This window comes from Zoogloea oleivorans, assembly GCF_008107625.1.
Taxonomy (GTDB): Bacteria; Pseudomonadota; Gammaproteobacteria; order Burkholderiales; family Rhodocyclaceae; genus Zoogloea; species Zoogloea oleivorans.
The window spans coordinates 228385-251301 of the sequence record NZ_SDKK01000004.1 but is presented as its reverse complement, the minus strand read 5'-3'; the positions used below and the strand labels follow the sequence as shown (position 1 = coordinate 251301).

Here is a 22917-nt window from a genome sequence, read left to right as displayed (position 1 = left end):
CGGATGTTATGGAGCAGGGGCAATGTTGCGCAGCAGGGCTGTCGCCCTAAGACAAGGTTAGGCGCTCCGGAGTCACCAGTGCACACACTTGGGGTTATTCCTTTAGCAACTACGAAAGGAAATTTTCATGCGATCCATCATTTCTCTTCTCTTGTTCTCTTGCTTTGTTAGCCAAGCTTCTGCAAAGCCTCCCGCTCCATGTACAGAAGAAATTGGCACGGTGATTCCCGGACAGGGCACCTTCGTCGCCGCCACTGCCACTCGAAATTTCTACTTGAAGCCTGGCCAATGCCTCACCTCGCCGAATCGAAAATGGACTGCGGTGCTTCAAGCCACGGATGGCAATTTTGTTCTATATGCAATTGAGAGCGACATCGTCAAGAGTGCGAATTGGTCGACCAGAACTGCAGGAAACCCTGGGGCCGGTCTACTCGTACAACAGGACGGGCACTTCGTTGTATATCAAAACGGGGGAATCGTTATCTCGGCTGAAGGTGTCAACGGCGATCCTCAAAAAGCGATCTATCAGTCGAACCCGTCAGTTAAACCATATGCCAACTACTTTCTTGACATGCAAGACGATGGGAATTTGGTCTTGTATATTGGCTCCGACCCAAAGAACATCTCTGGTTACACATTCTCCGCGTGGAATCAAATGAATCGAAGTTCTGGTGCGCCAAAGCAATGCCCCAAATGGACCTGCTGGAATGATCCCACTGTGGGGCAGCAGTGTGCTTTTCTTCCAAGCAGATGCCCGTGAATTCGGGCGTTGAACGGCAGCTTTCCTGGTGCTCCGGTGACGGCTGTGGTTCGGAAGCCGACGTAGTCGTCTATGCTTTTGACTGTCCACTTTGGCCGATGAACAGCCTTTCGACCAGTGGCAGGCGTTTGGCCCGAACGGCCGTTGACCAGTTTGGTGGTGTCAGGGGGCAAAGTGTCGATCACTCGCCGTTGAGTCGGAAATCGGGTTGAACATCAGCTTACCGATTTGCTGCACTCTTGCTATCCACCGGTTGAGTGTAATCGTCCGGTCAGCCCCGTCTTGTTTGAGCTCATGTGAATTGAGAAGGTGTCCATCATTTGAAAGGTGGACACCATGCAGGAGACTCAAGGTTCTCAAATCGCTGAGGACGGCATTCAACGGCGAGGCCGCTATCTGCGGCATGTCATCGCCCTGATTGCCGATCACCCGGTCAGCCGTGTGGAAGAATTGTTGCCATGGAACGTCGCCAACGCACTCCAGCTCGCTCCGCCAAAGGCCGGCTGAACGCCCCCGAGCCCGCCCGCATCGAGGGTCTGCACCTACCCCACATTGAGGCCTTCCTCGAAGAAGGCGAGATCACCCTCGGCGTCATGAGCCCGGCCGGCTGCGTTGCCATCGCGGCCGACTCGAGCGATGCACTGGCCATGCTCAAGCGCCGCTCCGGCGAATCCCTCTCCGATCTGCTGCTCAGGCTGGATGCGGCGATTGCCTACGCGCTCGACGAAGGCGACTTCATCGACGAGATCAACGCGCCATAGGCTGACGAGCCGTCAAGACGGTTCGGTTCGGACGCTTACGGTTGAGGCCGCAGTGGGCTGGCCAATCTGTGGATTGCCAGCCAATGCATGCACTTGGATAGAATTTAAACACTGTTGTAATTTGGTGACCGCTTTCAGCGGAGGGGATGATGCACCAAACCGACAAAAAAGCCGACGACGCCTTGGTACTGACGGGACCCAGATCCTCCCTAGAGCAGAACGGGCTCAGCGCTGATGATCACATGGAGCTTGAGATCCTTGGCAGAAGGATAAGCGCCCAGATCGCCATCCGGCCTCGATACAGGCTGCCGACTTGCTAGCAGAAATGTCGAGCGGGTTGCCCCGTGTAGAGGGTTGGGACGAACTGCCGTAAGTTGGTTTGGAAAGATTCTAGGTGGCTGCTCTGCTTGGCCGCACGTGGCACCTACGGAAGCACGTGATTTGCGTGGCCCTTACGTGGTCGGATTCGACACGGCAAGTGCCTCAAGAGCACCGTCATTCTGCAGATGCTCGACAACCCAGTTGGGTTTTCTGCCATGTCCGGTCCAGCTTTGATCGGGGTTGGCAGGATTGCGGAACTTGATGACCGAAGGCTTCTTGTCCTTCACCGCCTTCTTCCTCGCCGGCTTGCCAGCTTTCTTTTCCTTGGGAGCTGTGACTGCAGTCGAGGCTTCATTCTTTCCCAGGACTTCCGACAGACTGTAGCCTGCCTCTTGAGCGAGCTTTTCCATGCTCTTGAGCAACTGGGAGCGGGAAGTGCGTTCGCGCTTCTGCAGTTCAGTCTCGATCTTGCGTTGAAGTTTCTTGAGTTCGGTAAGACTCAGCTCGGCGAGGTCTTTGGACATGAGTAGGGTTTTCTGTTTGCGAATGGACGGTGACAGTTTGTCAGCCAGCAAAGGGTGATTCAAAAATTGGTCGTCTCTCTCGAGAGGTGCATCTGAAATCATTGTGATGCAACGCACACATTATGAGTGATTTTTTACGCTGTCGAAAGCTGCGTGAATCGCGAAGATGACGAGTGGCTGAGGTTAAACGTCGTTTCACTTTTTTCAGTGATGCAGATCCCGATTGTTTATCGTTGACCTCCCGGATTAATGAACGGTTTCACCCTGCTGATTCAGAATTAGTTCCCCCGCTCCCGAAGCACGGCTGACCCCGGAAATTATGGCTAAGAAGAACGCAGGCTCAAGCATGGTCCTGGTGGGCGCGATGGTCGTTGTTGGCATCGTCGCTTCGGTGCCCAAGGAGGTTTGGGGCACACTCTTTGTTGCAGGTGCCGTGGCTATTGTGATCAGGGTGGTTGTAAAGATGATGGGTTCGGGAAGTCGAGCCAAGCCAGTTCAGCGCGTTGTGAGTACGCCACGTTCGGCGGGCGCGCCCGTCCCTCAAGACGGTGGCAGCGCTGCTCCTACACTCAAAGTGGAAAGAGCCGCGGTGCCAAAGGACGAGTTCGCGTCATTTGTACTGAGTGTTGAGCCTCAGACGGCAGAGCACCGGATTCCGATCCCGGAGGGCCCCGTCGGCAGTCAGTGGAAGTGGGTTCCTGTCGGAGAGACAGTCTCTGTCGCGGGTTTCGAGATATCGGGTGGCCTGCTCTACGTCGGTTCAGGGCTGCGAGCCCGATATGGGGAGGTCGACCCAGCGCTGATAGACCCGAAGCTGAGTGTCGCGACTGCGCCGGTCGTGACTTCGTTGCGACTTATGGACTATTGGTCGAGCTACTCGAACATCACGCCAGATGCGCGGCGTGCTTACCTTCAGTGGCTCGCGGGTGGTCGTCGGGATCCGAGCGCGGATATCGGCTATGTGTTTCTCTTCTTCTATGGCTTGGAACGTAGGGCTTTGGTTGATGTAAATACCGACCCTGCTGCCAAGGTCGATATTCCGGCGATAAAGGTCGAGGTCCAGCGCTTGCTTGGTATCTACGGTGGCAGTAATTCCTTCCGGCAATACGCGACGCACTTCCTGGCTTACCTGGATGCTGAGCAAGTGGCGGAGAAGGTGTACCTGGATGCCCCCCCTGCCATTCCTGATCGCTGCTATGAGCTCCCTCTGGGATTGAAGATCGGTCTCGGTCAGCTTGCTGCTGACCAGCAGCCCGTGCCTGCCAACTGGGCGTTGGCTTGGGCACTGGCGGACCCCAACATCTCGCGCCGCACTGCCGTGACGCGATGCGGAGCAGAGTTCGCCCGGATGTTCCAGCAAAAGTACGCTGCAGAGTATGGAGAAGGCCTCCGCCTCCGGAATAACAAGACAAAGCTGCAGTGCTCGTACCAGCCGGCCTCCGCGGGGCTTTGCGGGCAGTCGTTCCAGCAGAGCTTGGGGGGGCTGCCAGACGTCTCCGCTGTGAAGGTGCCTGTCCAGAAACTTCAAGCTCTTGTCGATACCTGCACCTCAGCCTTGGAGCCCTACAGCCGTTTTGTTGGCCGCAACCCAGACAAAGCACATGCTTTGGAAGCGTTGCTGCAATTGCCTGTTGATCTATGGCCTGCAGCCGTGAAAGCCGAGCTCAATGACCTGAAATCTCGGGTGGGCGACGGGATGGTCGTCATGTCGTTCGGGGAGCTTTCCGGGCGGCTCAAGAGCGCGGGGCCACTGTCGCGTGACAGGGTGATCGGTTTGGCACGGGCCTTGCAGGATCTGCAGCTTGGCATGGAGCCGGATGTGCTGGCAGGTGTCCGCCCCCCCAAGGCGGAGGACAAGATTGCCCTCTTTGCTGCGTCTCCCGACGAGGGAAGCCAGCGTGAGGGGGCGGTTTATCAGGCGGCAGCCGTTACTCTCGATCTGGCTTGTATGGTGGCACTTGCCGATGGCGACGCTTCTGCGCAAGAGCTCTTGACCCTGACGCGTTATGTCGACTCATGGAGCCATCTCAGTGTGGTGCATCGCAAGCGTCTCAAGGCACACCTGAGGCTGGGTATCGAGCAGCCCGCCACCCTGGCAGGGGTAAAGAAGAAGTTTGAGCATCTGGCCGATAATGCCCGTCGTTCGATAGCGCGCTTCCTTGCTCACCTTACCCAGGCCGATGGCGTTGTCAGCCCCTCGGAAGTGAAGTTCCTTGAGCGGACGTACCGAGCTCTGGGGCTCGATATCAAGCTCGTCTATGCCGATCTTCATGCAAATGACGCACCGGCGCCTGCGACCGCTGAAGTGGGCTCGGCGAATTTGAAGCCACAGGGCTTCAGCCTCGATCCCGCGCGTATCGCCCAGCTCCAGAAGGAAACCGCGGAGGTCGCTGCGCTGCTTGCGAACGTTTTTGTGGAGGAGGGTGGGCAGGAGAGCGCCGAGGTCGTTACGGCGCTGCCGGAAGAAGAGGCCGAGCAGATGCAGACCGGGCTCTTGGGTTTGGATGCAAGCCACTCAGCCTTTGTGCGCTTGCTGGTGACCCGTAGTTCCTGGCTGCGGGATGAGCTGGCGGATGCCGCCTCGGATATGGAGTTGATGCTCGATGGGGCGCTCGAGCACATCAACGAGGCTGCTTTGGATGCCTGCGATGCACCGCTCACCGAGGGTGATGACCCGATCGATATCAACCAAGAAGTTCTAGAGGCGCTCCCCGTATGAGCACGATTCGCGCAAAAGACCGCGACGCGGTCATTCAATCTCTTCGTGCAGGTGTTGTCCCGCGTGTAGGCCAGCATCTGATCCAAGTCGGACGAGTCAAAGAGCTTGAAGCGCTGATGAAGGATGCCGACCGTGTCGCTGATGCGGGCTCGGGGTTTCGGGTCGTCATTGGAGAGTACGGCTCCGGAAAGACCTTCTTCCTCAACCTGGTACGCGCCATCGCGCTGGAGAAGAAGCTCGTCACCATGCACGCAGACCTGACCCCTGACCGGCGCCTTCATGCGACGGGGGGGCAGGCGCGTTCGCTTTACGCCGAGCTGGCCAAGAATCTGGCGACTCGCACGAAGCCTGATGGTGGGGCCCTGCCAGGTGTTGTTGAGAAGTTCATTTCACAAGCGAAGTCCGAGGCCAAAGCAAGCGGCAAGTCAGCAGAAGTCGTTGTTCGAGAGAAGCTCGACCATCTGGCAGAGATGGTGAATGGCTATGACTTTGCGGAGGTCATCGCTGCTTACTGCCGAGGCTTCGACGAAGGCAACGAGCAGCTCAAGGCTGATGCTGTTCGTTGGTTGCGAGGCGAGTTCACGACGAAGACCGATGCGCGCGCAGCACTGGGTGTGCGCACCATCATTGACGACGCCTCCATCTATGATCAGTTGAAGCTCCTGGCGCGTTTTGTCCGCCTTGCCGGCTACAGCGGATTGATGGTCTGCCTGGATGAATTGGTAAACCTGTACAAGCTCTCCAACACTCAGGCGCGCAACGCCAATTACGAGCAGATCCTGCGCATTCTCAACGACTCCCTCCAGGGCTCAGCAGAGGGGCTGGGGATTGTGCTGGGCGGAACGCCGGAGTTTCTCCTGGACACGCGTCGAGGCCTCTATAGCTACGCTGCCTTGCAGTCCCGGTTGGCGGAGAACACCTTTGCCAAGGCTGGAATGGTGGATTACTCCGGCCCGGTGCTGCGCCTGGCCAGCCTTACGCCCGAAGATTTCTATGTGCTGCTCTACAAGCTCCGGCATGTTTATGCATCTGGGGATGAGAACAGGTATCTGTTGCCTGACGATGCCATCCCCGCGTTCATGTTGCACTGTGCGGAGAGGCTGGGAGAGGCTTACTTTCGCACGCCGCGGACGACGATCACGGCGTTCATCAACTTGCTGGCTGTACTCGAGCAGAACAGTTCTGCCGACTGGAGAGAGCTCGTGAACTACGTTGAAGTGGAACAGGACAGCGGTGGTGCGACGGATGTGGCGGTAGAGGATGACGACGAACTCACCAGCTTCAAGCTCTGACGGGGGCTCGCAAGGTTTTGCTCTGCTGGATGTACGCATCCAGCGTTGGATCTGGAGCGAGGGCTGGACCGCACTCCGTGATGCGCAAGAGAAAGCGATTCCCGCGCTTATCGACGCGGACCGGGATGTCATCATTGCGGCTCCGACAGCTGCGGGCAAGACCGAGGCAGCGTTCTTCCCCATCCTCACGCACATGCTGCGTCACGAGCCACACATTGGCTCAGTGCTCTATATCAGTCCCTTGAAGGCGCTCATCAACGACCAGTGGGGGCGGCTCACGGGGCTGTGCGACTCACTCGATATTCCGGTTGTTGCATGGCATGGTGATGTAGCGGTGAGTCGGAAGCACAAGTTCCTCAAGGATGGCAGGGGCGTGCTTCTGATCACCCCTGAATCCCTTGAAGCCTTGTTCGTGCGGCGTGGGACGGCCCTGCCAGGGCTGATGTCGAAGCTACGCTATGTCGTCGTGGACGAATTGCACGCCTTTATCGGCTCGGAGCGGGGCAAGCAGCTTCAGTCGCTGATGTGCCGCCTTGAGCGGACGGTCGACCGGCGGCTGCCGCGGGTAGGCCTCTCGGCGACACTCGGGGACATGGGTTTGGCTGCCCAGTTCCTGCGCCCAGACAAGCCAAACCTCGTCGATCTGATCGTGGCGGGGAGTGGTGGGCAAGAGCTCAAGATCCTCATCAAGGGCTACGTCGAGAAACCTGCTCGAGCCGAGGGGCTGCCGGAGATCAGGGATCCCGAGGTGGAAGACCTTGTTCCTGGGAGTACCCTGGAGGTGGCCGAGCACCTCTACAAGGTGCTGCGGGGCTCGAATAATTTGGTGTTTCCAAACAGCCGTCGGCAAGTCGAGCTTTACTCGGATCTGCTGCGCCGGCGCTGTGAGCAGCAAGGTGTGCCGAATGAGTTCTGGGCACACCATGGCAGCCTATCGAAGGACTTCCGCGAGGATGCCGAGAGAGCTCTGAAGGACGGCTCCAAGCCGGCAACCGCCATATGCACCACCACTTTGGAGCTTGGCATCGACATCGGTGCCGTGAAAAGCATAAGCCAAATCGGCCCACCTCCTTCCATCGCAAGCTTGCGGCAGCGATTGGGACGCTCCGGGCGCCGAAAGGGTGAGCCGGCGATTTTGCGAGGCTACTGCATTGAGCCGGAGCTCGGTCCGAAGTCGGGATTGTCTGACTCGATCAGGGAAGGGCTTGTCCAAACGATCGCGATGGTGCGCCTGCTTCTCCGCGGGTGGTTTGAACCACCTTCAGTCGGTGGTCTGCACTGCTCGACTCTCATCCAGCAGATTCTCTCTGTCATTGCTGAGCGTGGAGGGGCTATGGCAGGTGAGCTATGGGCGCTCCTTGTGAAAGGGGGCCCGTTTGAAGGACTGGACCGCACTGATTTCGTGTCCCTGCTTCGGCACATGGGTGACAAGCAATTGCTTACCCAGGATAGCTCCGGTTTGCTGCTGCACGGTGAGCTGGGTGAGAAGCTGGTCAACCGCTACGAGTTCTATGCCGCCTTTGCGTCCGACGACGAGTTTCGCCTCCTCTGCGAAGGCAAGACTCTGGGCTCACTTCCTGTTTCACATCCACTGCTGCCCGACCAGCGAGTCATTTTCGCCGGTCGTCGCTGGCGGGTGCTGGATGTCGACTCCGAGAACAAGGTGGTCATGGTTACGCCTGACAGAGGAGGTGCGCCTCCAGCCTTCGATGGTGGCGGTGCGGTGGTGCACGACGTCGTCCGCCAAGAGATGCGGGCGGTGTTGGCCGAGAGCACGCCGGTACCATTTCTCGACCAAAGCGCCGCAGCCCTGCTGGCAGAGGCCCGGGACTACTATCGTCGAACGAACCTGCACACGTCCCAGGTGTTCCAGTGGGGGCACGAAGCGGTGCTTGTTACGTGGCTGGGTGATGCCGTGAATGATGCTTTGGTCATGCTCCTCGCGACGATGGGGCTACGTGCCAACAATGAGGGTGTTGCCTTGGCTGTCCCGGGGGTGTCCACGGACCGACTGCTTGATGCTGTGGCAAGGGTCGGCGAGATGACCGACCTTGACCCCGTCCGTATACTCGCCGAAGCGAAGAACATCCTGCGTGAAAAATGGGACTGGGCGATGCCCGAGGAGCTTCTGAGAAAGTCGTTTGCGTCTCTGAACCTGGAACTCAATGAGGCCCGACGATTCGCTGCGGGGCTCAGCCACCTGATTGGATGATAGCGGTGGGTGACTGAAACGCCCCCTCGGTCCTAAGGCTTACTTGGCTTGTTCTGCGTGCTTGAAGGCACGGTTCTCTTCGATTGCTTGTAGCAGACTGATACCGCTCACCATGCATAGCCCAACCAGGCCCCAGGCGGCGGCCTCTCCAGCATCCAGCCAGAAGATGCTGCTGAGGAGTGTCGAGAGCGCTGCCACAATAATGCGTGGCACAGGCTCCGGTACCCAAGACAGGACCGCGTAGGCCAGTGAGCTCATCAAGAGTACGTAAGCGATCCCGCCAACGTGACTGCCGGTCCGGGCAAACTCCATCTCCCCCATGGAGAACTGAGTCCACGGCATGAACCACAACAATATTCCGGCAATACCCAGCAGTGTTCCAACGACGCGTTTGTCCATTTTGTTTTCCTCCTTTCTGGGCTTACTTGCCGGCGCTCTCGGTTTGATTCACGAATGACCCCTTGAAGTCCTCCGGGATGTAACTGTCGACCACGGTCACCTTCGCCCCAACCGATTCGGCGGCAGTCCGGACAGCATTCATGGTCCGGGGGATGAACTGGCTCGAATCGCCAATAAGCGAGCGTCCGATCGCTGAACTGATGCCTTGCGGTGTCATGCCGCCATTTTCCCGGATGAAGGTCGAATAGATGTCGATCTGGTAGCCCTCCTTGTAGGGGAGAACGCACAGGAACAGTGTCGTCTGTTCGCCATACTGGGCCATGCTGGTGTTGTCCGTTGAAACGGTCATCAGGGCGTTCTTGCAGACAGGCACGCGAATATTTTGGGCCTGAGAGGCCAGTAGCGCCCCCATTTTCGAGTTGGCAAACGGATCCTGAAGTTCAAAGCGACCAGGGGTGGCAGGAAGCTCTGCAGGGGGAATATCCCGGTTCACCCGCAGCTTGCTGGCGCTCTTCTGCACGGCATCCAGCACCGCCTTCAGCAACTGATTCCGATCAATCGTGGCGGGTTTGACGTCGTAAATGACGAAGGTGGATTCGGTGTGATAGGTGGGCTTCATCGAGGCACAGCCGGTCAGCGTGATGCCGAGCGCCAGTGAAATGGCTTTCTTGTACATGGTTTTATCCTTATTTGAATTGGCTAAACGAATGTCTTCGTGGCAGGTGAAGAACCGTAGCGGCCCTCAATGCCGTGGTCTGATGATCTAAAAGCTAAGTATTCCTTAGTATGCCATAAGTGTAGTTCCTAAGAGTCTCTTAGTCCTCGTCAGTAGGGGGCTAGGATGGAAGAGAAGTCAGCATTTGCCAGGCGGCTAAGGACAGCCCGCGAGGCGAAAGGCGTATCGCAGAAGCAGCTCGGCATCCTGGCCGGCATTGACCAGTTCGTTGCCAGCGCGCGGATCAACCAATACGAGCGCGGCAAACATTTACCGGACTTGCAGACGGCCCAGCGCCTTGCTGCAGAACTGAATGTCCCCGTCTCTTACCTGTATGAGCCGAATGACGATCTGGCGGAGCTGATCCGGATACTGGGAGGTCACTCCCGGGATCAACTCCGCCAGTTGATCATTCAGTTCCAATCAGGATGAGCCTGGCTTCCAAGCGGTCAAAGCAGGCCAGACGACTCCCGCTGGCGATACAACGCCTGAATGCTGTTCTGGCACCGCGCATGTGCCTTTCTGGTTTCGCCCAGGATCTTGAGTGGAGCCCGACGCATGGCCGTTGTTCTTTCTTCGTGGCCCGCGTCGGTTAGCGCCTGCTGGACCCAGAGGGCGTCCAGCAGGCGGATGGCGAGATCTGCGCGGACAAAAAGGTCCGCGTAAGCGCCTGCCAGAGGTGTCCGGATGTCGGCACTCAACGCTTCCATCCAGCCAGGCTCGCCTTCCTGCAGGCCGGTCGCATCGAACTGCGACCGGGTCCAGTCGATCATGTTCTCCACCTTGAGTGCCTGCTGCTCGATGTAAGCCTTCAGATGCTGCAACTCATCCAGGGGATAGGCTTCGCGCAGGACAGTGGGGGCGAAGACGCAAATCTCGTAGAGGCGGCGGCTGACCTCTCCGAAGTTCCATTTCCAGACCCCGATCAGGCGCGGATTGGCGAGATCAAGCGTACGAGTGATGCGGGTGCCACGCTGTGGCCGGTTTGCAGGACGAGCGCTGCCTTCATGTTGATTCATGAGAATCTCCAAGCAATAGCGAGAGTAGGAATGACGGGGCGTCCGCTGTCAGTAACAGCATAGCGAAATGTCCCAATTACCTAAGTGCACGCTGTGATCCGCTACCGTGCAGCGGATCCTGCTCGCACAGACCTCATTCCCTGAGCACGTAGGGTCGTCCGCGCAGATGCCGGTGGTAGGCACCGAATCCACCTCGCACGGGGGCGTTCCGGGCGACCAGATCCGCCTGACCGGACAGGCGGTCGACCATCGACAGGATGTGGGCATCGAGGCTGAGCGGCTCCCGCAAGCCAAGCCAGTCCGGCGCCCCCTTGGCGGCAGTGATGGCGTGAAGCAGTGCCAGGTAGTGGGCTTCGGGCAGGATCACCCGATGCTGGGCACGGGCGGCCGCGATCCACTCGAGCACCGTGTGCTTGTGGCCCAGGAGGGCGCCGCGCTCGGTCATCTCGAAACAGCGGAATCGACCGTTGAAGCGGTACTCCTCGGCCTTGCCGGCATCGTGCAGCAGGCTGCTGGCGATCAGGACGGGAAGATGTGCCTCCGGATGATGGCTGGCGAGGGCCCGGGCGCGCTCGGCAACTTCGACCGCGTGCCGGAAATTGCCATTGCGCCCGTTGTGATGGCCGGCAAGCGAACTCGGTCCGTCCAGATAGCGCTCGAACCGATGGTGATCCCAGAACACCGCATTGAAGAGGTGTTGAAGGGGCCGTCCCAATTCCTCCCAGAGTTGAGTGGCCCGTGCCACCAGGGCCCGATCCTTGACCCAGCTGTGCAGGACGGTCGTGAAGGGGTCCAGGCTGGCCTCCGGTCGCTCCAGCTTCACCAGGCGGGAGATCCGAACGGCGCCCATCGTGGACACGGGACGGCCCAGCCAGCGGATTGCCACCAGGGCACCCACGGTCAGCCGATTGTCGGGCTGACGGCACAGCCATTCCACCTTGAGGCTGGCCTGCTCATGGAACAGGGCGGCCTGACACAGCGTGTGCCGTTCATCGAAGGGAAAGCGGGCGATCGACTGCAGACGAAACACCGAGGGGAGTCGGTCCACCACCTGATCCGCACCCGGCAGACGATTTGCCTCAAAAGTGAGTTTGGAATCAGGCATCGTATTTCTCCTCTACGTTCTTCATCGGCAGGGGCTCGCTGGCGATGGACTGGGTGATCAGACGCTCGAAGGCCGAACCGTCCTTGCGCGTCAGGTTGGGGACGTAGCGCGAATAGACCCGGAACAGCATCTCGGTCGTCGTGTGCCCCAGTTGGCGGGCGATCCACTCCGGTGCCTCCCCGGCCGCCAGCCACAGCGTCGCGGCGGTGTGCCGGCACTGGTAGGGCCGCCGCTTGGCTAGGCCCAGATGCCGCAGTAGCGGATACCAGACCCGGTTCGTCACGTTCTTGTGGTCGAGGGGCTTGCCCAGACGGTTACAGAAGACGAACTCCGAGATCTTGCCGGTGGCCTCGAACTGCTTCTTGAGGGCCTCGAAAACCAGCTGGCTCATCTGGATGTCGCGCTGAGAGCCGTCGGTCTTCGTGTACTCCTCGTCGCCCAGAACGATGGTTTCCCGCACCAGAATCAGCCGGCGCTCGAAATCCACGTACTTCCACTTGAGTCCATCCGCCTCGCCGGTACGCAGGCCGGTGAAGAAGCGCACGGTGAAGTAGTTGCGGAAATCCTCCCTCACCGTCCCGAGAATCGACTTCACCTCGTCGAGGGAAAACGGATAGACGTCCGTGCGCTTGATACGAAGCTGTTTGATGTTCTGGTAAGGCGTGTGAAAATTAAAGCGGTCGGCCGCTTCGTTGAGGATTTGCCTAAGCGGGTTCAGCATCTTGTTGATCCGTGCAGCAGACAACTTTGTTTCCTTGCCCCGCGCGGTTACTTTGCCGAGTTCGGCGCGGTAGGCAAGTACGTCAGCCTTGGTGATCTGGCCGACCGCCTGCTCCCCAAAGCGGGAGATCAGGCTGTCGAGTTCCCGACGGATGGTGATCCGGTGGGATTTGCGCCACTCCACTTCCTTCTCCAGGTACCAGGTTTCCGCGAAGTCCTTGAAGAGGGGCGTCGGCTGGACACTGGGAGCTGCAACCGAGATCGAGACTGCTACGGTCGGGGCTACATCGAAGCGGGCGGCGTTCTTGCTGGCGGGGAAGTAACGCCGGTAATCGAAGGTGCCTGCGGCGATGTCCGCTTCAATCATCGTCAGCACTTTCTCCATCTTCTTCTTATTTGCTGCCGTGTCCGGCAGCGTCGTGTATTCGCGGCAGCGGACGGCGTCGTACCGAAAATCGAAGAACAATGCACCGGTCTGACTGTGCTTGCGGATGCTACCCATGGCAGACCCCCCCGTTCGCCATAGGAATGGCAAAGCTGGTATCTGCAGACCTCAAACCCATGTCGCGCTTGATGTGCTCCCAGATGTACAAAATCTTCCGGCCGCCGAAAGGGCGGATGTAGTGCGTACCTTCGATCAGAACGCTGTCCTTCAGACGCTCGCGAATCGTCCGGGGGTCGTACTTAATGCGTTCCGACAATTCGTCGGTGGTGAGGTAAGTCAGTTCCACGATGCTCTCCGTGATTATTAATCGGATCGACGGTCGCTATTGGTGATCGCCTGATAACAAATTTAATCACCTCTATGCGCAATGTCAACCTCAGGCGATAATATTTTTAATCACCCGCTACTAAACACACTCAGGTGCAAGTCATGATCAGGTTCAGGCTCAAGGAGCTCATTGCAGAGAAAGAGTTTCGCGAACGCCGCGTGATCACGATGACGGAGGTCGCCGCGCAGACGGGGATCAACCGGATGACGCTCTCCAAGATCGCAAACCATCCCGGCTACAGTACCGTGACGGACAATCTTGATCGTCTTTGTGATTACTTCGGTTGTCGGCTCGAACAGTTCGCCGAGCACCTACCGAACGAATGTAAGCCTGCTGGCGAGAAAGAGTAGTAACGCGAGGGCCGAACGGTCCGAATCCCACGGAATCGTGGGCCAGGGAAGCAGGGGGCAAACCGTCCCTTTGCCAAGCGGGGCTAAAAAACCGTGGGCCAGAGGCGGGCTAAATTTGGGCCAAGGATGGGCCAAAAACAAAAATGGGTTAGATCGACTGATCTAACCCATTGATTTGTTGGCGCGCCCGACTGGAGTCGAACCAGTGACCCTTCGGAGGGTACGCCAACTGTGTGCATGTAGTATGTACAGGAGTTGAGATATTGGGTCTTAAACCTGCATATTTGTGGCTTGTCTGATAGGCTGTGCCGGGTCGCCTGCAAACAGCCCCCTCTGCCATGCCCCTCTCAAGGCCGCTACATCCCGATCAAGTCGATCCACTTGCCCCGGCTTCGCCACGCATCCTTACGACCCCTGCTCACCTGCCCGACGAATGGAAGCGTCTATGCGCATGGGCACAGGAAGTGGAGCTGCTTGCTCCCCTGTTGCTCCTCTTTGATGCAACTGGAGCCGTCGTGCGGCCGGGCGCGATCGGATCGATCCTGCACTTCCTCAATCGGCCTAACGTACTTGATGAGCTTGAGCTTTGGGCCGTGGAGAGCGCTGCAGCTGATGTTGTTTATCAGATCGCAGCTAAGCTCAAGATGCTTGGTGAACAAGTCCTGAAGTTATATCGACCACTTCCGGATGCGCAAGCGGCCCGTACACGCTTCGCTGGCGATCTCGAGTACCTCTACCTATTTGCCCTGCTGGCGACACGCAACCCTCACGCCTCCGGCGACCTTGCAGGAAGAGCAGACTATGACCGGTTGCGACTCTGGACGTTGGTGCACTCCGTTGAGCGAGCTGAACAAGGCATTCTCCTCGACACCGCCTTACGAGAAGTCGCTAGGGCCTGTTCTCAATTGCTGAATCATCGGCATGCCAAATGGAAGCCGTGTCAAAAAAGTTGTTTACGGTCAATGACATAGCAAGGGGGCTGTTCACAGCGGTCTGAATCTGCTTATATCCTGATTTTTCGGCTGAGCTCAGGATGGATCGGAAGATGCTGCGCGACGACCAGTGGGCGCGCATTGAACAACTCTTGCCCGGCAAGGCGACCGACCGTGGTGTTACGGCCAAGGACAATCGGCGCTTCGTCGAAGCGGTGCTGTGGATCATGCGCACGGGCAGTCCGTGGCGCGATCTCCCGGAGGAACTGGGGCATTGGCACCGGACCTTCGTTCGCTTCTCGCGCTGGCGCGAGAAAGGGGTGTGGGAGCGGGTTGCCACAGCGCTGCGTAGCGAGGCCGACATGGAATATCTGTTCCTCGACTCGACGATCGTGCGCGCCCACCAACACGCTGCCGGCGCCCAAAAAAAGCGGGCGACCCGCAAATCGGCCGCTCGCGGGGTGGATTGACCACCAAGTTGCATGTGGCGGTGGATTCCCTGGGCAATCCAGTGCGAGTCATTCTCACGGCAGGTCAGATCTCCGATATCGGACAAGCGGGCGCACTCATCAAAGATCAGCCCGCCGAGTTCATTGTGGCCGACAAGGGCTACGACTCGGATGCCTTTATCGAAACCATCACGGCGCAAGGCAGCCAGGCGGTCATTCCACCTCGCGCCAACCGACTCAACCCGCGTACCTTCGATCGCCATATCTACAAGGACCGCAATCTGATCGAGCGCTTCTTCTGTCGGATCAAGCAATTCAGACGTATCGCTACGCGCTACGACAAACTCGCACAGTCATTCCTGTCCTTCGTTCATCTCGCTTGTGCTTTCGTCTGGTTGGCGTAATTGAGAACAGGCCCTAGTAAGTTGAGACTAGCGGGTGACGGCAAGGTCACTTGGCTGGACACTCTGGCCGCCTTAAGGCTGACAGCCAGAAGCTTTCTCGGGCTCGATGCTCAAGTATCTAGGCGTACAACGACTCTCATCCAGTCACAGCGAGGGCTTGAGCCAAGTAATCGAGCTTTTCTGAGGGCGTTGTGCAGTGTCGCTCTACGCGAGGACTGTGCCGTTGATAGCGGTTCGCGCAGCCGGCTGTTCAATGGTGCCTCGAAGCACATAAGAGTGGTGCTGCCGAACGCCGCAGAGCCTGTGTCACTGGTCATGCCTGACGACGATGAGACTCCTGTCGAGATCGAGATGGTCGGGGATTTGGGAGATGATTATCTTGTGAGTGTCCCTGTGCCTCAGGACATCACACTCACTGGCCAGATCAAGTACGCCTCGTCGATTTTGCTGCACAGCGTCGAGGAAAACCAGTTCTTGCCTTGGACATGGTCGCGGATCACGCCTAGCGAGTTGCGAAACATCAACGCATGGATGGCAAAAGCCCTCAAAGTCGATGACGTAGAGGATCAGTTGCTCGCGGCTGTGCTGTGGATCGCCATGGCGACCGGCCGCTCTTTGGCTCGTGCGCTCACGATAAAAATCTCACACATTCCCGAGGATGAATGGTCGGTCACCCCAGAAATGATACTGCGCCAAGCTGTTCGCCCCAGCCGAGCATGGCGTCCGGAGGAACGCCACGACCGTTGGATTAGACCACTGGGCAACTCCTACGAGTTGCCTTTGCCGGCCGATGTTGCAGAAGTCTTCAGGGCACGGCTCGTGCCGAATTCATCTTCACCGACTGTCCTTGGTGATCTCTTCGCGCCAAAGCTACTCCTTAGTCGCTTCCGCGACGTCATGGAAATGGTTGCGCCTCGGGTGACTGCTGGGATGCTCACCAATCTTCTTCCCTGGCAAATTTACTCATCAACCGGAGACTCAGTTCTCGCTCGGCTTTATGCGCGCCACCCTAATACGGGACTGCCAGGTGCAGCAGCGTACCCAAGTTGGACGGGTGCAGAACTTACTAACATACTCCTTACATCGGGGCTGCCGGCTCCAAGTCTTCACAACGCTCTCACAGCCAACGTCCTAGGGAGTCGACTTGATCCGATTGAGGCTCTTCTACGTGTAGAAATTCGCCAGGCCGCAGCGTCACTTCGTCGTAAGCGCAACAACGGTGTCGTCGATTTTCACAACGCCCTGACGAGCTACATACTCGTTGCTCTGCAAGCAGCTACGGGCGCGCGTCCAGTTCGGGCACCGTTCGAGTCAGTGGTCGATTTTGATTTTGAAGAGAGGTTCGTCTTTGTCGCGGATAAGCTTAGTGGCTTGTCTCGGTCTGGTCGTCTCGTCCCATTACCAAAAGCTCTGTCTGACTTTATAGCTTTGCAGTACCTTCCCTATCTCCGCTCACTTGCTTCGTGGATCGAGCGCAGTGGTGATTCAGAACTAGGGCTGCGTATGAGGAACAGCACTAATAGAGCTTCGTCAGGCACGATGCCGCTCTTCTTTTCTCTCCAGTTGGATGGGCGAAACCTTCGGTGGACTTCTTTCAGTGAGGTGATGATCGCGAGTTTAGGGCTATTCGCCTGGCCTTTACCGCTCCGGCACTTTCGCCACCGTCTGGCCCGCAAGCTTCGTACTGCATTGATTGACCCGGAAGTCATCGATGGCATACTTGGCCACTCGGAACGCGGTAGCTCAACATACGGTGACCGATCTATTCGAGTCTGGCTTGAGGATATGGCGGGCGCAAGGCCTGTCATGGAGGCGTGTTTTGCAAGTTTGGGCTTTCGCCCGATCAGGATTGCTCAGATCCTCGAAGAGGTACCGCTCTCGAATTTTGAGCCAATTCTAATAGTTGAACAGCCGCCAGCCCTATTCGGGCGTGCAGAGCGTGCCCGACTTCGAGGTGAGCGCTTTCGAGCTGCAGTTCGTAATGCTGGAGCGGTGATTGATGGATTCTGTCATGGACGTGAATTGGGCGACCTTGACGCCGATGAAATCGATCAGTTGAGTCGCTCGCTTGTTTTCAATAGAAATGGCATACCCCACTCCATGGGGGCTCTGCGGTATTCGGTCCTCTTGCGACGGCTGGAGCGTGTCCAAGAAAAGAAAACTCGAACTGTGCGGGTGCGCCACGTTTATCTAGCCTTTGTCGACGAGCCCAGTACATTTACGCACATGGCGAGTGGAGCCATTGCGGCACATCAGCAGCTTCTCGGTCTTCTGGAGAAAGTGCCGGTCCCAGCATACTTGCCTAGGGCAATGGGCAAAGCTTTGACGCTTGGCGTGCTGCGACTGGTTCTCGAGACTCGGCTGACCGATGTCAACGTACTCAAGGGCATTCTTGCCGGCCGAGATTTTCGGCTGGTTGGATTCAAAAATCGAACTTACATTGAACTTGGGGAAAAGATTGCCGACGCTGGACCCTCTGGCTTATGCCGTCGGCTCGAGGTAAGCCACGCTACGGCTCGGCTGCTCTCCGTCACATTGGCAGGTACGCGGCCTAATGATGCTGGAAAACGTAAGATCGATGGCAGCCTTCGATCGATGGCTCAATGCGTTCAGAGTCATTCGCTTGGCACTGTTACGATCACTACGGTTGCCCAACTTGTCTCTGCAATAGCAGCATTAGTTGACCAATTGAATGCGATAACGCGGCCCGGGATCGTTGCGGGCTTCCTCGCCGGGCGTGTGAAGTCATTTTCACTGAATTGGTACGATTTTACTCGATTGCAAGACGGCTATTCCCGCGACTTTGGATTTCTCGTTTCGGATGAGAGGGATAGTAAACGTATATTGGATTTGACCTCCAATTTTCCTTTTGCCGCTAAGGGCTTTGACGTTCGGTCAGATCAGCGAGAAGTGGCAAGCCGCAATCTCATGCGGGACGTAGTCCGTAAGTTGAACGAAAATAACATAAAAAATACGCTAACGCGTGAGGAACGTTCGAAAGCGATTGAGGCGCTCGCTGGGCAGGCTTGCGATTCTGCCAATCCTTTGGTGTGCTTGCTCGCTCATTGGGTCTCTCATTTGATCCTCAGACACAATCAGAAAAGTCGGGAAGATTACTTAAGTCTAGCGACTATCGAAAGGTATTTGGGCGCACTTGCAAAGGGCTTCACCGAACTGGCTCCTCATGATGATGTAGAGAGTTTTGATGAAGACGAAATCACGGAGATATATGCTGAGGTTGTTGGTGTTGTTCCAAAAAAGTCGCAACGCTATAGCCGGCTCCGGTTGGAAGAATTTCATTCGTGGCTCTCATTGCAAAAACCCGTGGAGGATCCGGATTGGTCGCTAGTTCCAGGTTCAGAAAAAGCTATAAGTGCCAATCCTGGCGTGATCTCGGAAGTTGAGTATCTCAAAGCCCTGCAGCATCTTTTTGATACTGCCAGCAGAGAGATTGATAAGCAGTCTGCATTTCTCTTGTTGTTGGTTTATAGATTCGGGCTGCGGAGCGGGGAGAGTGTCGGGCTGCTGAGAAGGGATGTATTGGGAACGCCTGACGGCGAAATGGCTGTCGCTGTATCTAGCAATAGATTAAGAAAGCTCAAGACAAAAAAAACGTCCCGGCGCTTGGTTCCCCTTGTTGCTCGGCTTAATAATAACGAGATCAGACTTGTTAATTATTTTATTGCTCGTTCCGAGGCCCAGGCGGGGGGTAATTTAAACTACCCTATTTTTGGTTCGGAGTTCGGGAGTCCGAATGGTCGAGTGAGAAGAATGTCGGTTGCTCGTCTGCGAAGGACTGTGATCCCGATAATCAGATGTGTGACGGGAAACCCAAGGGCGAACCTACATCTAGCTCGACACAGTGCTGGCAATGTGGTTGCAGCTTGTCTCTTTGATGTTGATTTTATTGGCTTGCATAAGCTGGATGATGTAAGTCTGGCTCAGGCGAGGGCGCTATTGTTAGGTCGGATTGAAGTCACCCGAAGAGCCTTGCCTGCTGTTGAGCGATACCTTGGCCACGCAGGTGCAGGAACAACGCAGGAGTACTATCTGCATTTGCTCGACATTTGGGCGAACCAGCTTAATAGTATCGCGCCGACTGAAAAGCTACGGGCTATTGATGGGCTAAAGAATCTCGATGACGCGCCAAGATACTGTGCAGTGCTGACGAGAGATCGAATAAATAGTCCCGATCGCCGGCTTTCCGTTGCAGACGGATTAATGTACTTACGGCTTCGGGCGCGAGGGTTCGCCTGCGAGGAAGCGGTGAATGCTTTGGATTTTGATGAAACGGCAGCCAAGCTGATTGACGAAAGACTTGAACTTGTAGCGAATAAGTTTCGATTTAGTGTTTCCTCACGTGACTTGCCTTTATCCAGATCAATAAATAATCCGTCTCTTTGTAAATTAATTGCGCGTATCAGTGATAGAGGCTGGAATGAGTGGATTGAGTGGGCGGGGATACGGGGCAAAGCTGCGGCGATGCCTTCTGGCCAAAGCTCGCTATATTTGAAAGCTACAACCTCAAGGCAGTTTGTGCTGTGGGGTGCGGCGGATCTCGAGTCGATTAAAAGACATCTGGACTGGTGGGGGATTGGGAGCGAGCAACTGCTTGTCGTGCACTCGACGAAGTGTGGCGAAAAATTATTGAGCGCGGCAGAAGCGATTGGATTTAAGGTGAAAGATCCGAGAAAATCCAATCCCCCAGTTCAGATTGATGCAGTTAGAACTGGAGAGAATGGAGAGTTTTTAGTAGACCAAAGAATCGCGTTTTTAATCCGTGAGACGGATCATGCAATACGTCATGCGGCTGAGTTTCTGGCGTCAATAGTAGTTAGTGAGGTTATGGCTTTGCTTCGCCATCAAAGCTAACTGACCGGATATTTTTTCCATCATCAGTCAATGTTTCTTTTACAAGGAAGTGATGAGATTTTTGGCTCTTTAATTCGTTCGCGAACTCCGAAAAAAGCTCGCGATTGCCATAGTAACCGTCTACCACGTCTCCGTTTTCGCAAATTAATCTTACGCTGAATTTGCTGTAGCCCAGTTCGTCAATAACGGCATTGACATAGATATCCCTGTCGGTGCCGACAACCGCTCGTGTGTGCTTTCGGGTTTTTCCGGCTAGCGCGGAAATTTGCTGAGTCTGCTCGTCGAGAATGGCAACGGGGTGAGTGATTTTGGCGCCGATTGTGGCCGAAGTGCGCGTTGATCCTTGCTTGACTGCCAGCTCTTCAGTTTCAGTAAGGGTGATTTTTTCAGGAGCGTCGTCGTATAAATCATCAGTTTCTGATCGGTTGCAAGATGATTTAAGTATGCGAGCAGAGAGGGCTCGACAAAGCTTGTTGATAGCGCCTGTTTTGTCTGAGTCCAGAGCTACTCGAGAGTATAGGTGTATGGAGGGACTTATTGTTTGGCTCGTTATGTCTAGGTGCAAGGTTTCAATTGCATCAACTTCCTCTTCGGAAATTATATTTGCGGATACTATTGTTTCTATTATTCCGTCTGAGATTGCTCGAAGGTTTCGCCATTCAATTCCTGCGAAGTTTCCTGATATTATATGGCTGTCAATTCGCCGAGCGAAAATCGCAGTCTTTTGTTGAACGATTAGGATTGGTTTGGGGCTTACGTCGGCTGTTGGGTTGTCGAATGTGGGGGGGTGGGTGTTGGGCATTGATGTCACCGATTTATTAATATGCGATGACCCATCATGCCATGCTTGCATGCGTGGTTTGTTTTTAGTCAGCGCTACTTTGTGCGCGTCTAAAAACGAAAAAATTTCATGCAGTTTATAATAATAGTCAGACGAGTCGACGATTTGAGCTGTCCCCCCGAATTTCGTCTTTCAGCGTAGCTCCCTCCTACCGTCTCGCTCGTGGTCATGGTTTTCCCTCCCAAGGGATCAAGGTCGATCTGCACAATCAACCTCTTACCATGACCACCCACTCTGTAAGCCCGGCCGGGCTTTTGCACACTGATCAGAACGCTACCCTTGCTCGGTTGACCACTTATGCTTGAGCAGCCGATGTCACCTGCGCAGACACCAGGCCAAGTCGGTTAAACGACCGCTGTATCCGTCGGCAAACCAGTGCTACCGACCCGTTCCAGATGCTGAGCGATAGCGAAAGCACTCGGAATTTGTTAAATATCGGCTGAGCCCGCGATCTTCAGCAACTCGGCACGAGCTCTCTGGGCGTCAGCAAACGAGCCGATGCCGTTGAAGTCCCGCGTCAGGAGATCCAGCGAAATGCGACCCCGAGTAGGCGAGTTGGTCCAGTAGTAGCCCTCCAGCCGCTGGTCACCGGAAGTAAGCTGAAGGTCACCGTAGCCGATGGTGATTTTGTCCTCGGCATCCTGCATCCGCCGCATCTCAAAGACGTACTGAAGCTGACCTATTGAACTCCGCGGGTCCACCGCCATGATTTCCAGCGTGGATCTGGCCGGTAGGCCAGGCGTATAAGACTGGATGGTCAAGAAGAAATAGCTCTGCTGGACCACGAACGCGATCGGAATGGACGGCAGCGGATCAGCCCCCTCGGACGGTTTGAACTCGGACTTCAACTCTCCCCACCATAGTCCATGAACCATGCGCTTGCCCATGAGGAGGGCCAACTTTGGATATTTCCACTGCAGGTTCGACAAAGCCCAGATCATCAGCGGCGGAACAGCCAGCGCCGTGGTGATGCTTTGCCACATGACCTTCAACGGATGCTGCTGCAGTTCCGTGAGACGGAAGGAAACTATGAGCGCGGTCACAGCCGCCACAACACAGCTGCAGCACTTGAGCAGCCGCAGCAAGTCGGCGTAGGTCAGGCTAACAGGCAGCATCAGAGGATTTCGCTCCAAGTCAGTCGTCCGGCCTCATAGATGGAAGCCGCGTGTTCGTGGGTCAGAAGCCCGATTGACGCGATGCCGACCACCTGCGATGCCAGGAGCGCCGTCATGTGCCTAGCGCCGCTGGCACGGGGCGTGGCGTCTGACGCGTTGGGCAATGGCGGTGCGATAAACTGGCAGAGGTGGGTGAGTGACCCCGAGCTGGCGTGCACGAAGTGGAAACCGTCGTGCCAGGGAGAAGACTGGCGCGCTGTTCGGGCAAGCACATCGCATATGAGTTCGAGCCCTAGTACCGGCAGGTCGAAACGCTCATCTCCCACGACTTCAAGCTGAAGATGAGGCAGCGACATCAGCGAGTCGTAAAACACAATGCCCAGCCCCACGAAGTCGCTGGGGAGTTTTGGGGCAGCGTGACGCAGCAGTTGAAGAGCGCTGAATGCTTCAGGAGTATGCAAAGGATTAACCTCCACACAGGCGCCAGCCCGTACACCTAAATGTCATATATATTTTATGGGTATTGTTTTGGCGCTGACTGGTAGGTTTCGCCTGAGCTTTTTGGGTACTATACCTTTTACGCTGTTGGTCTCTTGAAAAAAATAAGCCCAACACCATATGCTGACATGCCGAA

General features: G+C 56.4%; 21 protein-coding genes. 11 read left to right on the top strand and 10 right to left on the bottom strand.

What is annotated here, in order from left to right; genetic code table 11:
* Positions 1-127 precede the first annotated feature (127 nt).
* From ETQ85_RS05945 to ETQ85_RS05935, 3 genes are all read left to right on the top strand, one after another.
* Positions 128-760 carry a hypothetical protein gene (locus tag ETQ85_RS05945; RefSeq protein WP_148578129.1) on the top strand — a complete coding sequence of 211 codons (633 nt, stop codon included), beginning with the start codon at positions 128-130 and terminating at the stop codon, positions 758-760.
* Positions 761-1096: 336 nt separating this feature from the next.
* On the top strand, positions 1097-1267 hold the full coding sequence (locus ETQ85_RS05940) for a transposase domain-containing protein (RefSeq protein WP_222862081.1): 171 nt from the start codon (positions 1097-1099) through the stop codon (positions 1265-1267).
* Positions 1219-1521: a hypothetical protein gene (locus ETQ85_RS05935; RefSeq protein WP_148578128.1), complete on the top strand. Its 303-nt coding sequence runs from the start codon at positions 1219-1221 to the stop codon at positions 1519-1521. Before ETQ85_RS05940 ends, ETQ85_RS05935 begins: the two co-directional genes overlap by 49 nt.
* A gap of 452 nt (positions 1522-1973) precedes the next feature.
* On the opposite strand, the gene ETQ85_RS05925 is transcribed toward ETQ85_RS05935, so the two are convergent.
* Entirely contained in the window at positions 1974-2366 is a 393-nt protein-coding gene (locus tag ETQ85_RS05925) for an H-NS histone family protein (protein ID WP_148578127.1), read from the bottom strand.
* Between the two features lie 319 nt (positions 2367-2685).
* Between ETQ85_RS05925 and ETQ85_RS05920 the strand changes: the two genes are divergently transcribed.
* Genes ETQ85_RS05920 through ETQ85_RS05910 form a run of 3 tightly spaced genes read left to right on the top strand, consistent with a single transcriptional unit; the run spans position 2686 to position 8589 of the window.
* Positions 2686-5085, top strand: a complete 2400-nt coding sequence (locus ETQ85_RS05920; protein WP_148578126.1) for a tellurite resistance TerB family protein — start codon at positions 2686-2688, stop codon at positions 5083-5085.
* Positions 5082-6377 carry an ATP-binding protein gene (locus tag ETQ85_RS05915; protein WP_148578125.1) on the top strand — a complete coding sequence of 432 codons (1296 nt, stop codon included), beginning with the start codon at positions 5082-5084 and terminating at the stop codon, positions 6375-6377. The genes ETQ85_RS05920 and ETQ85_RS05915 overlap by 4 nt, the downstream gene beginning before the upstream one ends.
* Positions 6346-8589 (top strand): DEAD/DEAH box helicase, encoded by a 2244-nt coding sequence (locus tag ETQ85_RS05910; protein WP_148578124.1) that lies wholly within the window; start codon positions 6346-6348, stop codon positions 8587-8589. Before ETQ85_RS05915 ends, ETQ85_RS05910 begins: the two co-directional genes overlap by 32 nt.
* 39 nt (positions 8590-8628) lie before the next feature.
* On the opposite strand, the gene ETQ85_RS05905 is transcribed toward ETQ85_RS05910, so the two are convergent.
* Positions 8629-8988, bottom strand: a complete 360-nt coding sequence (locus ETQ85_RS05905) for a hypothetical protein (RefSeq protein ID WP_148578123.1) — start codon at positions 8986-8988, stop codon at positions 8629-8631.
* A gap of 22 nt (positions 8989-9010) precedes the next feature.
* Positions 9011-9664 carry a hypothetical protein gene (locus ETQ85_RS05900; protein WP_148578122.1) on the bottom strand — a complete coding sequence of 218 codons (654 nt, stop codon included), beginning with the start codon at positions 9662-9664 and terminating at the stop codon, positions 9011-9013.
* Positions 9665-9829: 165 nt separating this feature from the next.
* Here ETQ85_RS05900 and ETQ85_RS05895 point away from each other — a divergent pair, with 165 nt between their 5' ends.
* Complete coding sequence (locus ETQ85_RS05895) at positions 9830-10135, top strand: helix-turn-helix domain-containing protein (protein ID WP_148578121.1); 306 nt, start codon at positions 9830-9832, stop codon at positions 10133-10135.
* Positions 10136-10152: 17 nt separating this feature from the next.
* Here ETQ85_RS05895 and ETQ85_RS05890 read toward each other — a convergent pair whose 3' ends face one another.
* The 4 genes from ETQ85_RS05890 to ETQ85_RS05875 form a co-directional block, all read right to left on the bottom strand.
* Entirely contained in the window at positions 10153-10722 is a 570-nt protein-coding gene (locus ETQ85_RS05890; protein ID WP_148578120.1) for a hypothetical protein, read from the bottom strand.
* A gap of 133 nt (positions 10723-10855) precedes the next feature.
* Positions 10856-11827 carry a metal-dependent phosphohydrolase gene (locus ETQ85_RS05885; RefSeq protein ID WP_148578119.1) on the bottom strand — a complete coding sequence of 324 codons (972 nt, stop codon included), beginning with the start codon at positions 11825-11827 and terminating at the stop codon, positions 10856-10858.
* Positions 11820-13049: a site-specific integrase gene (locus tag ETQ85_RS05880; protein WP_148578118.1), complete on the bottom strand. Its 1230-nt coding sequence runs from the start codon at positions 13047-13049 to the stop codon at positions 11820-11822. The genes ETQ85_RS05885 and ETQ85_RS05880 overlap by 8 nt, the downstream gene beginning before the upstream one ends.
* Positions 13042-13278 (bottom strand): hypothetical protein, encoded by a 237-nt coding sequence (locus ETQ85_RS05875; RefSeq protein WP_148578117.1) that lies wholly within the window; start codon positions 13276-13278, stop codon positions 13042-13044. The genes ETQ85_RS05880 and ETQ85_RS05875 overlap by 8 nt, the downstream gene beginning before the upstream one ends.
* A 143-nt stretch (positions 13279-13421) precedes the next feature.
* Between ETQ85_RS05875 and ETQ85_RS05870 the strand changes: the two genes are divergently transcribed.
* The 4 genes from ETQ85_RS05870 to ETQ85_RS05855 all read left to right on the top strand — a co-directional run bounded on the left by ETQ85_RS05870 (position 13422) and on the right by ETQ85_RS05855 (position 20327).
* Positions 13422-13670: a helix-turn-helix domain-containing protein gene (locus tag ETQ85_RS05870; RefSeq protein ID WP_148578116.1), complete on the top strand. Its 249-nt coding sequence runs from the start codon at positions 13422-13424 to the stop codon at positions 13668-13670.
* Positions 13671-14134: 464 nt separating this feature from the next.
* On the top strand, positions 14135-14641 hold the full coding sequence (locus tag ETQ85_RS05865) for a hypothetical protein (protein ID WP_148578115.1): 507 nt from the start codon (positions 14135-14137) through the stop codon (positions 14639-14641).
* Between the two features lie 62 nt (positions 14642-14703).
* Positions 14704-15455 (top strand): IS5 family transposase gene (locus ETQ85_RS05860; RefSeq protein ID WP_246128628.1). Its coding sequence is split into 2 segments (ribosomal slippage): positions 14704-15031 and positions 15031-15455, totalling 753 coding nucleotides; the frame shifts between segments, so codons are not numbered across the junction.
* Between the two features lie 276 nt (positions 15456-15731).
* Positions 15732-20327, top strand: coding sequence for a site-specific integrase (locus ETQ85_RS05855; RefSeq protein ID WP_148578114.1), 4596 nt, complete (start codon positions 15732-15734; stop codon positions 20325-20327).
* On the opposite strand, the gene ETQ85_RS05850 is transcribed toward ETQ85_RS05855, so the two are convergent.
* From ETQ85_RS05850 to ETQ85_RS05840, 3 genes are all read right to left on the bottom strand, one after another.
* Positions 20299-21129, bottom strand: coding sequence for a hypothetical protein (locus ETQ85_RS05850; RefSeq protein WP_148578113.1), 831 nt, complete (start codon positions 21127-21129; stop codon positions 20299-20301). The two genes, ETQ85_RS05855 and ETQ85_RS05850, sit on opposite strands and share 29 nt — an antisense overlap.
* Before the next feature lie 467 nt (positions 21130-21596).
* Positions 21597-22283 (bottom strand): hypothetical protein, encoded by a 687-nt coding sequence (locus ETQ85_RS05845; RefSeq protein WP_148578112.1) that lies wholly within the window; start codon positions 22281-22283, stop codon positions 21597-21599.
* Positions 22283-22744 (bottom strand): hypothetical protein, encoded by a 462-nt coding sequence (locus tag ETQ85_RS05840; protein WP_222862075.1) that lies wholly within the window; start codon positions 22742-22744, stop codon positions 22283-22285. The genes ETQ85_RS05845 and ETQ85_RS05840 overlap by 1 nt, the downstream gene beginning before the upstream one ends.
* Positions 22745-22917: the final 173 nt, after the last annotated feature.

Bases quoted from the DNA above. Each gene is read 5' to 3' on its own strand.
- ETQ85_RS05945 (WP_148578129.1), top strand. From the start codon at position 128: ATGCGATCCATCATTTCTCTTCTCTTGTTCTCTTGCTTTGTTAGCCAA.
- ETQ85_RS05940 (WP_222862081.1), top strand. From the start codon at position 1,097: ATGCAGGAGACTCAAGGTTCTCAAATCGCTGAGGACGGCATTCAACGG.
- ETQ85_RS05935 (WP_148578128.1), top strand. From the start codon at position 1,219: ATGGAACGTCGCCAACGCACTCCAGCTCGCTCCGCCAAAGGCCGGCTG.
- ETQ85_RS05925 (WP_148578127.1), bottom strand. From the start codon at position 2,366: ATGTCCAAAGACCTCGCCGAGCTGAGTCTTACCGAACTCAAGAAACTT.
- ETQ85_RS05920 (WP_148578126.1), top strand. From the start codon at position 2,686: ATGGCTAAGAAGAACGCAGGCTCAAGCATGGTCCTGGTGGGCGCGATG.
- ETQ85_RS05915 (WP_148578125.1), top strand. From the start codon at position 5,082: ATGAGCACGATTCGCGCAAAAGACCGCGACGCGGTCATTCAATCTCTT.
- ETQ85_RS05910 (WP_148578124.1), top strand. From the start codon at position 6,346: ATGACGACGAACTCACCAGCTTCAAGCTCTGACGGGGGCTCGCAAGGT.
- ETQ85_RS05905 (WP_148578123.1), bottom strand. From the start codon at position 8,988: ATGGACAAACGCGTCGTTGGAACACTGCTGGGTATTGCCGGAATATTG.
- ETQ85_RS05900 (WP_148578122.1), bottom strand. From the start codon at position 9,664: ATGTACAAGAAAGCCATTTCACTGGCGCTCGGCATCACGCTGACCGGC.
- ETQ85_RS05895 (WP_148578121.1), top strand. From the start codon at position 9,830: ATGGAAGAGAAGTCAGCATTTGCCAGGCGGCTAAGGACAGCCCGCGAG.
- ETQ85_RS05890 (WP_148578120.1), bottom strand. From the start codon at position 10,722: ATGAATCAACATGAAGGCAGCGCTCGTCCTGCAAACCGGCCACAGCGT.
- ETQ85_RS05885 (WP_148578119.1), bottom strand. From the start codon at position 11,827: ATGCCTGATTCCAAACTCACTTTTGAGGCAAATCGTCTGCCGGGTGCG.
- ETQ85_RS05880 (WP_148578118.1), bottom strand. From the start codon at position 13,049: ATGGGTAGCATCCGCAAGCACAGTCAGACCGGTGCATTGTTCTTCGAT.
- ETQ85_RS05870 (WP_148578116.1), top strand. From the start codon at position 13,422: ATGATCAGGTTCAGGCTCAAGGAGCTCATTGCAGAGAAAGAGTTTCGC.
- ETQ85_RS05850 (WP_148578113.1), bottom strand. From the start codon at position 21,129: ATGCCCAACACCCACCCCCCCACATTCGACAACCCAACAGCCGACGTA.
- ETQ85_RS05845 (WP_148578112.1), bottom strand. From the start codon at position 22,283: ATGCTGCCTGTTAGCCTGACCTACGCCGACTTGCTGCGGCTGCTCAAG.